This is a genomic window from Rhodopirellula sp. JB055 (genome assembly GCF_043100905.1).
Lineage (GTDB): Bacteria > Planctomycetota > Planctomycetia > Pirellulales > Pirellulaceae > Rhodopirellula.
The window spans coordinates 1-8,897 of sequence record NZ_JBICHO010000209.1 but is presented as its reverse complement, the minus strand read 5'-3'; the positions used below and the strand labels follow the sequence as shown (position 1 = coordinate 8,897).

4 protein-coding genes and 1 pseudogene are annotated in these 8,897 nt (G+C 56.5%); 3 read left to right on the top strand and 2 right to left on the bottom strand.

Annotated features, from left to right (window positions below; translation table 11 throughout):
* Positions 1 to 234: 234 nt before the first annotated feature.
* The gene (locus tag ACF8AM_RS08705; protein WP_392555260.1) at positions 235 to 1,410 is read right to left on the bottom strand and encodes a patatin-like phospholipase family protein; all 1,176 of its coding nucleotides are present in this window, start codon (positions 1,408 to 1,410) and stop codon (positions 235 to 237) included.
* Between the two features lie 248 nt (positions 1,411 to 1,658).
* On the bottom strand, positions 1,659 to 3,917 hold the full coding sequence (locus ACF8AM_RS08700) for a sulfatase/phosphatase domain-containing protein (RefSeq protein ID WP_392555259.1): 2,259 nt from the start codon (positions 3,915 to 3,917) through the stop codon (positions 1,659 to 1,661).
* 153 nt (positions 3,918 to 4,070) lie between these two features.
* On the opposite strand from ACF8AM_RS08700, the gene ACF8AM_RS08695 reads away from it, so the two are divergent.
* The 3 genes and pseudogenes from ACF8AM_RS08695 to ACF8AM_RS08685 form a co-directional block, all read left to right on the top strand.
* Positions 4,071 to 4,544, top strand: coding sequence for a YaiI/YqxD family protein (locus ACF8AM_RS08695; RefSeq protein ID WP_392555258.1), 474 nt, complete (start codon positions 4,071 to 4,073; stop codon positions 4,542 to 4,544).
* A 180-nt stretch (positions 4,545 to 4,724) separates the two neighbouring features.
* Positions 4,725 to 8,315, top strand: a complete 3,591-nt coding sequence (locus ACF8AM_RS08690) for an amidohydrolase family protein (RefSeq protein WP_392555257.1) — start codon at positions 4,725 to 4,727, stop codon at positions 8,313 to 8,315.
* Positions 8,316 to 8,323: 8 nt separating this feature from the next.
* Positions 8,324 to 8,897, top strand: a pseudogene (locus tag ACF8AM_RS08685) (imidazolonepropionase); the annotation flags it as partial.

Here is an 8,897-nt window from a genome sequence, read left to right as displayed (position 1 = left end):
CGGAGCGGTGACAGTTGCCAGCCTCGGGTTTTCAACCCGAGGTCTTGGGCGTCAGTACGACGCGCGGCAAGCCGCGGAGCGGCGACAGGTGGCGAGCGATGAGCCGGTGGGCGGATTGAAAAAGTGAAATTGTAAATTGTAAACGGAGACTTCGGGTAACTGGTTGGTGGTCGACCTTGTCTCGCTTTGCTCGACGCTGGTGGCAGGAGAGCGAAATGACGCAGGTGTTTCCGATCAAGCAGCTCGTAGAAGCACTCGGTTGCGGGGGACTTTTTCGAGCGATTCGCCGCCGTAGCGGGCCAGGGTCCCGTTGGCGACTTCGTAGCCGTGCCGAAACAGGAGACTGAACTCCTGGTGGTTCAATCGGCGAAGGGTGGTTTCGATCCGGGAGACTCGATCGACTTCCTCGTCTGTCAGCGACGGTTGCTCCGTCCAATGCGAATCGCGAATGCCGGATCCGTTCGCAACGTCTTCGCCTGCGTCATGAACCCGCAGGGTGGATCGCTTGCTCTTCAAACCGAGACGCAAGTACGCGCCGCTGCCGGGGTTTTTCTTGAAGTGGTCGATCAACATTCGTGCTCGTAGGCTGCGGACTTGATCGGTGGCAACATCGACCAGACGCATGGAAGCTTTCAGGTATCCAGGACGCCACTTCGATCGACGCGATTCGCTGCCCAGAGGCCGCGAGGCATCACAGACGATCAAGAAGTCGGTGCCGTCGACCAAGCCGATGCCGGGTTTGAAGAGTGCTTCCACGCCAAGGTTGTCGTACACGCCGCCGTCCCAGAGGTGCAGCCGTTTGTACTTGGCCGGAATCGAATGCCACTTGTCGTTTCGCATCTCTTTCCAGCGATGGTGCTTGGCTTTCACAATCAACGGTCCGATCAAACCAGGCACGGCGGCCGAAGCGGCGAGTGCGTGGGAAAGTCGAAGTTTGGGATCGACGATGTATTTGGTTTGGTAGTCCCCCATCAGGTCGCGTTGGAATCGCCAGTTCTTGCCCGTTTGATAGCAGGTCGCGTTGATCAACCAACGGGGTGACTCTGGCAGGTCGGCAAGGTCACCGTTGATTTGCCAACGCCGTTCGAGTTCATCGCCCAGCACCGCGGCGCGGCCGCTGAGGATTTGCCAGGGGAACATCAGCGACTTGATCACGTAAGAACGCTGTAGATTCTGAGTGGTCAGCAGACGCAAGATTCGGGGCACGACCTCGTGGAGGTATTCCGTGCTGCTGGGCCAACGATTGTTGGTCGCTGAAAACACCAACCCCGCGGCAAGACTGCCACCGGAAACGCTAGAGATCATCTGGACGTTTCCGAGCAAATCTTCCCGTGCGAGTCGCGCAAGGACGCCCAAGTGAAACACGGTGGCGCGAACGCCACCACCAGAGAAAGCCAGGGCGATTTTCATCTTGGTTTGAGAGTGGATTTCCGGGAAGTCGAGACGGATTTGCCCGGTCAGATTACCGGGAGCGGCAATTGCGTCGCCACGTCAATCCGATTGGATTTGGGAGCGAGTCAGAAAGCCCAGGGGAGCGGCAACGGCACGAAAAAAGGGCATCCATTGAAGAATGGATGCCCCTGGATGGCCTTGGGTGGCCTTTTCACAGGATATCAGCCGATAGCGTCTGCCATCACGGCGGGAAACCTATGCCACAATTAGAGGCCCAGCGATTCGAGGGTGGGGGCCAAGGCGTCGGCCCAGATCTCGTAACCCTTTTCGGACAGGTGCAAGTAATCGGGCATGATCGCGGGATCGATCGTGCCGTCTTCGTTCAGGAAGTGATCGCCCAAATCGACGTAAACAATGTTCTCGCCATCTGCCATTTTTGCGATGCGGTCGTTGACGGCGATGTTGTTCAGTCGCATCAAGTCCAACTTGGTTTTGCCTCGCGGCATGATGGCTTGCAACACCATCATGGTCTTAGGCAATTTCTCACGCAGGATCGAAAGGATCTTTTCGACCCCCTCGGCGATCTGCGTTGGATCTTGCATGAAGTGACCGGTGTTGTTGGTACCGATCATCAATACCGCCACTTCGGGTTGGATCTTGCCGAGGTTGCCGTGGGTCAATCGCCAAATGATGTGCTCGGTCCGATCGCCGCCGATCCCCAAGTTGATGGTGTCGTACTTGGCGTAGTTTTCTTGCCAGACTTTTTTGCCACGGCCTTCCCAGCCCTGCGTGATGGAATCACCGATGAAGGCCAGTTTGGGTTTGGCGGTCTTGGCCAGTTTGGACATCGCCATGTTTCGCTTCCTCCAGCCCGGTTCGTCGCCTCGCGTGGCGGGAATGGTGGCGGTATTGACGTCATACAAATCACGCAAATCGACGTAGCGTTTTTTCAACCCGGCCAAGATGTCAGCGTTTTCGGGATCGTCGTGAACCGACTTGAGTTCGAGAGGATCGGTTTCCAGATCGAACAGGTTCCATTCGCGACTGCGGGGGAAGAACATCAGCTTGTAACGTTCGGTTCGCACGCCGTCGTGAACGGGGACCATGTGCACCGCCGCGTTTTCATAGTACGCGTAGTACACCGCGTCACGCCATGTCGATGACGCTCGGCAACCGTCTTTCATCATCGAGACCATGCTGCGCCCTTGGATGGCCTCGGGAATTTCAGCTCCGGCGGCTTCCAAGAAAGTCGGAGCGTAGTCGATGTTTTGGATGGGGGCGGTGCTTTCAGTGCCGGGGTCGATCACGCCGGGCCAGCGAATCAGGAACGGCATGCGAAGCGATTCTTCAAACATCCAGCGTTTGTCGTACCAGCCGTGTTCGCCGAGGTAGAACCCTTGATCGCTGCTGTAGATCACGATCGTGTTCTCGGCCAGCCCTGATTCGTCAAGGTAAGCCAGCAGTTCACCGACGCTGTCATCGACCGCTTGAACCGTGCCAAGGTAATCCTTGATGTAGCGTTGGTATTTCCATTTGGTGATGTCTTTGCTGGACAGCTTGCCGGCCTTCATGTCGGCGATGAACTTTTGGTTCTCGGGTTCATAAGCGGCGTCCCAGGCGGCTTTTTGTTCGTCGTTCATGCGGCGATATTCGGCATTGCCCAGACGAGGCAAGAATTGTTCGGGGAACAAACTCTCGCCATGAAACTTCATGTCGTGGCCCCAGTAGAAATGGTTCTCCAGCGACATCTCGCTTTCGTGAAGCAACTTCGAACGACCGGCGTAATCGTCGAACAAGGTTTCTGGTTCGGGCACGTCGACGCCTTTGTACAAATCAAAGTGACGTGGTGGAGGCGACCAGTTTCGGTGGGGAGCTTTATGTTGGCACATCAGCACAAACGGTTGGTCTTCATCGCGTTCGTTCTGCAACCAGTTCAGCGTGTTCTCGGTGATGATGTCCGTGACGTAGCCGGTATACCGTTTGCGTGACCCATCCATTTGGATGAAGTCAGGGTTGTAGTAGTTGCCTTGTCCGGGAAGGATTTCCCAGTGATTGAAACCGACCGGATCAGTGCCCAGGTGCCACTTGCCGATCAGTGCCGTTTGATAACCAACCTCTTGCAACAGTTTTGGGAACGTGACCTGCGAGGCATCGAATCGATTGCCGTTGCGTAGGAAACCGTTGATGTGGCTGTGTTTGCCCGTCAGGATGCAGGCTCGCGAAGGGCCACAGATCGAATTGGCGCAGAACGAGTTGTGAAAGACGGCGCCTTCGTTGGCGATGCGATCGAGGTTGGGAGTCTTGTTGATTTTGGATCCGTAAGCACCGATGGCTTGCAACGCATGGTCATCGGAAAACACGAAGACGATGTTGGGCCGTTTGGCTTTGGCCGGTTCATCCGCGGAAGTGTTCGAAGGGGCGAGTCCGCTAAACAGGAAAGCGGCCAACAGCCCAAGGGCCGATGCAGCCGTGGGTAGGAATCTTGTTCCGCGAAGAACGTGGCGAGAAACCAGGGGTTGATTCATGGTGATGCCGGAGTCAGAGGTGGGAAGGTTGGTTGGAAGCGGCTAGTTTAAACCGAAATCAACTCTCTGTTGTGGCGTCACCCGGTGTTTCTCGTTCATCGATTGGGTGAATCGATCACAACGGAACCGTCATCCACACCGGAACCTGATGAAGTGAAAATCTGGATCGATGCTGATGCTGCACCACGTGACGTCAAGGACGTTGTATTCCGTGCCGCAAAACGTTTGGATGTGGTAACGATTTTGGTCGCGAATGCTCCGATTGGAGTGCCTGCCAATGCCACGACGGTTCGGTCCGTGGTCGTTCGCGAAGGGGCCGATCAAGCGGATCGGTATATCGTTCATCATGGCGAGAAAGGTGATTTGGCTGTGACAGCCGACTTGCCCTTGGCGGGATTGCTGGTCGAAAAAGGTTTGTATGTGATCGATCCACGCGGCGAGGAGTACTCTCCCGCGACCATCGCCAGTCGTCTCTCGATGCGAAACTTCATGGACGATCTTCGCGGAGCGGGCGTGGAAACGGGCGGCAGCGCACCGTATGGTCCCAAGGACAAAAAAGCATTCGCGTCCACATTCGATCGCTTGCTCACCAAGGCCCTGCGGAGGGCTCAAGCGTCCTCGGAGTGAGCGGTTCGCGTTGAAGTGCCGCAGCGACTATCCTGCGAGAGGCTAATCTGTTTTCGACCGTTGCGTTTCTGGCGGGCTTACCACGCTCGGTGCAGACAGATTGCATGTGCCCGGCGATCGTTGTCCGCAAACCTCAATCGAGTGAGTTCATTGAGATCTACCAATTGTTTGAGTCGGCTGATGCTGACCATTTCGGTGGCGTGTCTCGCCATCGTTGCTCACGGCCAAGACATTCGGGGAGTCACCCCCGTCGTGGGACTTCGCAGCAATTCACCCACCGACGTGCTGCTGACGGGAGCCACTTTGGTGACCGATCCCGATCACTATCTGAAAGATCAGGGGACAGACGATTCCTCCAAAGACTCGGAGAAGGACGCGTCCACAGGCGACATCCTGATTCGGGCTGGTCGAATTGTCGCGGTGAACGATTCGATCGACCCGCCTCCCGGGTGCCGGGTCGTGGATTGCTCGGGCAAGACAATCTACGCCGGATGGATCAACGCTTGGCAGGAGGCACCGAGTGACTCGTTGACCTCGGGCGATGATTACTGGAATGCGAACATCGTGGCCAATCGTCAGATTGGTAATTTGTCGAGCGTTCCGAATGCGAGCAAGCTTCGCAGCCAAGGATTCACGACCACCGTGCTGGCTCCCAAAGGCCGCATCATCGGCGGGCAGCCTTCGGTGTGGTCGCTGAATGAATCAAAGTCTGATGCCGACAATGCCCATGCCGGGCCACAGCGGATCGCGGATTTGAAGTGGATGACGGCGGCGTTGTCCGTGCCTCGCGGAAATGATTCCGGTGAACGATATCCCAATTCGCCCATGGGAGCGGTGGCGCTGCTTCGCCAGTCGTTGTACGACGCGCAGTGGTACCGAGACGCCTCGGCGGCCCATGACGCGAATCCTTCGTTGCCACAACCGGATCACAGCGAAACATTGCAGACATTGCATCGGGCGTTGGGCGGATCGACGTTTGTGTTCGATTGCCCGAACGAACGGATGGCACTGCGTGCACAGAAGATTGCCAACGAGTTTTCACTGCGATCCATCGTGCGTGGTTCTGGCCGAGAATACCGCGAAGCGGAAGCCATCGCGGCACTCGAGCGAGTGCTATTGTTGCCGTTGGATTTTCCAGAGGCTCCCGATGTGTCCACGCCCGAATCCGCTCGGGAAGTCGACCTGGTCAATTTAATGGATTGGAAGTTCGCTCCCACGAACCCGGCCGAAATGATTCGCCAGGGAGCGACGATTTGTTTGACCACGGATCGATTGGATGATCCGGGCAAGTTTCTGGCTGGTCTTCGAACGGCAGTGAAACACGGCCTGTCACGACGCGACGCCATTGCTGGGCTCACAACAACGCCGGCCGGATTGCTGGGGCTGGAACGAACGCATGGACGCATCGCCGCAGGCATGTCGGCAAACTTGATTCTCGCCGAGGGGGATTTGTTTGAAAAAGACACCAAGGTATGGAAGGTGTTGGTCGATGGGCAAGAGTTCGTGATCAACGAAGAACCCGAAACCAAAGTGGAGTCATTGGTGGGTTCGTGGAAGCTTCGCATGCCAGCGGATTCGGCCACCAAAGTCGAGCTGTCGATCGAGCAAAAGGACGGCCGTTTGTCCGCCGAATTGATCGGCACCACACCCGAGGAAGAAACCAGCGAAGAGGCCAGCAGCGAAGAAGAGCCAACGGAGACGGAAGCCGACGACGATGCGGGGCAGGACGCAAACGAAGAAGAGTCGGACGCGGAGGAAGAATCGGACGACTCTGACGATGCTGAATCAGAAGCGGATGGCGAGGAAGAGAAGCAGAATGCTGAACCCATGGAACAAACCAGCAAGCAAAAGCTGAAGAAGATCGTTCAACGATTGGACCAGTTTGCTGGCCAGATCACTTGCGACGATTCCGAGGACACTCTGTGTCAAGCTCTCGGGCTGCCCGAAGGCACGCATCGGGTGGTGATCCGCTCGGGAGCCAAAACCTTGGCAGATGTTTCGGAATCGGAACCGTTGTCGATCGAGTTCTATCCGATCGGAATGCCAGCCCGACGCTTTGAAACCAGTTGGGTCGAACCGGAAACGGAATCCGAAGACACCCCCAAAGAAGAATCTGCCGATAACGAGTCGTCGGATGGCGAAGACAAAGAAAGCGACGACGTCGAGGATCCCAAAGAGGCGGGTGCTGAGGATCCCGATGAAGGTGAACTTGCAGCGGTCGAAACCGAGCAGGAATCGGACGCATCCGCTGAGGATGAACCTGTTGTCGACGAATTGCAAATCGTTCGTCCTCTCGGTGCCTACGGGCGAACTGAACCGGTCGCTCCGGTGAACCGCGTTTTGTTCCAAGGAGCGTTGGTTTGGACCTGTGAAGATCGAGACGATCTGGCGGTCCCTGAAACACCGATGGATGTGCTGGTCGAAGACGGCCGCATCGTTGCGGTGGAAGAACACATTGCGGTGCCGATTGGTGAGGATTGCACAATCATCGATGCATCTGGCAAACACATCACTCCTGGATTGATCGATTGTCACTCGCACGCAGCGACGGATGGTGGGATCAACGAGTCCGGCCAAGTCGTCACGTCAGAAGTTCGAATTGGTGACTTCATCGACAACACCGACATGACGATCTATCGGCAATTGGCGGGCGGAGTGACGACCGCGAATATTCTGCATGGTTCCGCGAATCCGATTGGCGGCCAAAACCAGGTCGTGAAGTTCCGCTGGGGAGACCCAATGGATGACTTCCGGTTCCAAGACGCTCCACTGGGCATCAAGTTCGCGCTCGGTGAAAACGTCAAACGCAACACGTCGCGATATCCCAACACGCGAATGGGCGTCGAGCAATTGCTTCGGGATCAGTTCTTGGCGGCTCGTGAGTATGCGGTTGCCCATCGTCGCTGGGACGCGGGGCAACGTGACACGCTGCCGCCGCGAGTGGATTTGCAATTGCAGGCTCTGGTCGAAATCCAGGACGGCAACCGATGGATTCACTGCCACAGTTATCGGCAAGACGAGATCATGGCGACACTGGATGTGCTGGATGAGTTCGGCATCCGAATTGGATCGCTGCAGCACATCTTGGAAGGCTACAAGGTTGCCGATCGCATGGCCGAACATGGTGCGATGGCATCGTCGTTTGCCGATTGGTGGGCTTACAAGTTCGAGGTCTACGATGCGATTCCTTACAACGGTGTTTTGATGCACAACAAGGGCATCGTGGTTTCGTACAACAGCGACGACGCTGAAATGGGCCGGCACCTCAACACCGAGGCGGGCAAGGCGATCAAGTACGGCGGCGTGGCCCCGACGGAAGCATTGAAATTCGTCACGCTCAATCCTGCCAAGCAGCTTCGAATCGAGGACCGCGTGGGATCGATCGAAGTCGGCAAGGACGCGGACTTGGTCGTCTGGAGCGGACCTCCGATGTCGACGACATCCCGTTGTGAACAAACTTGGATCGATGGACGACCAATGTTCCGGCTGGAGGATGAGGCGAAACTGCGTGCTCGCGATGAGGCGTGGCGGAACCAACTGATCCAGGAACTGCTCGATGGCAAACCGAAATCGGATTCGGAGAAAGGTTCCAACAACAGGCAGAACCAAACCCTTTCGAGTGATCTCGTGATGGAACTGGAAGAAGAAGACCGCTGGTTGCGTTACGACGAGTTCTGCAATTCACGTGGTGCTCAACAAAGTGTTCAACAAAACGCCCGGCAAGCTGCCCAAAGAGCGGCGATGTCACAACGATCGGAGGAAGTCCAATGAGCTACTGCATGAAAAAGGTGTGGATGAAAAACCGGTCTTGGTCGTCGCTGTGGATGATTGCACTGGTTTGCTGTGCAAGTGGATGGCAATCCAACGCCCAAGCACACGACATCGTTCCCGGTTCGCCTCAAAAGCAACCCATCGTGATTCGGAACACAACGTTGCACCTCGGCAATGGTTCAACCGTTTCCAATGGCTCGCTTCTGTTTGAAAACGGAACGATCAGCGAAGTGGGCAATTCAGTCCGGTTGCCCGACGCGGCTCGCGTGATCGACGGAAAGGGAAAACACGTTTACCCAGGTTTGATTGACTCGTACACCGATGTCGGGTTGCGAGAGATCACGGCGGTGGATGTCACGGTCGACAATGTCGAGCGTGGTGAGCTGAATCCGAATGTGCGTTCCTGGGTGGCATTCAATCCAGACAGTGAACTGATTCCGGTAGCACGAGCGGGCGGCGTGTTGCTGGCGCACGTCGTTCCTGGCGGACGGCTGCTGCAAGGACAATCCGGCGTGCTGGAACTTGATGGTTGGTCGTACCAAGACATGTTGGTCAAAGGGCCAGCGGGTTTGTGCGTGAACT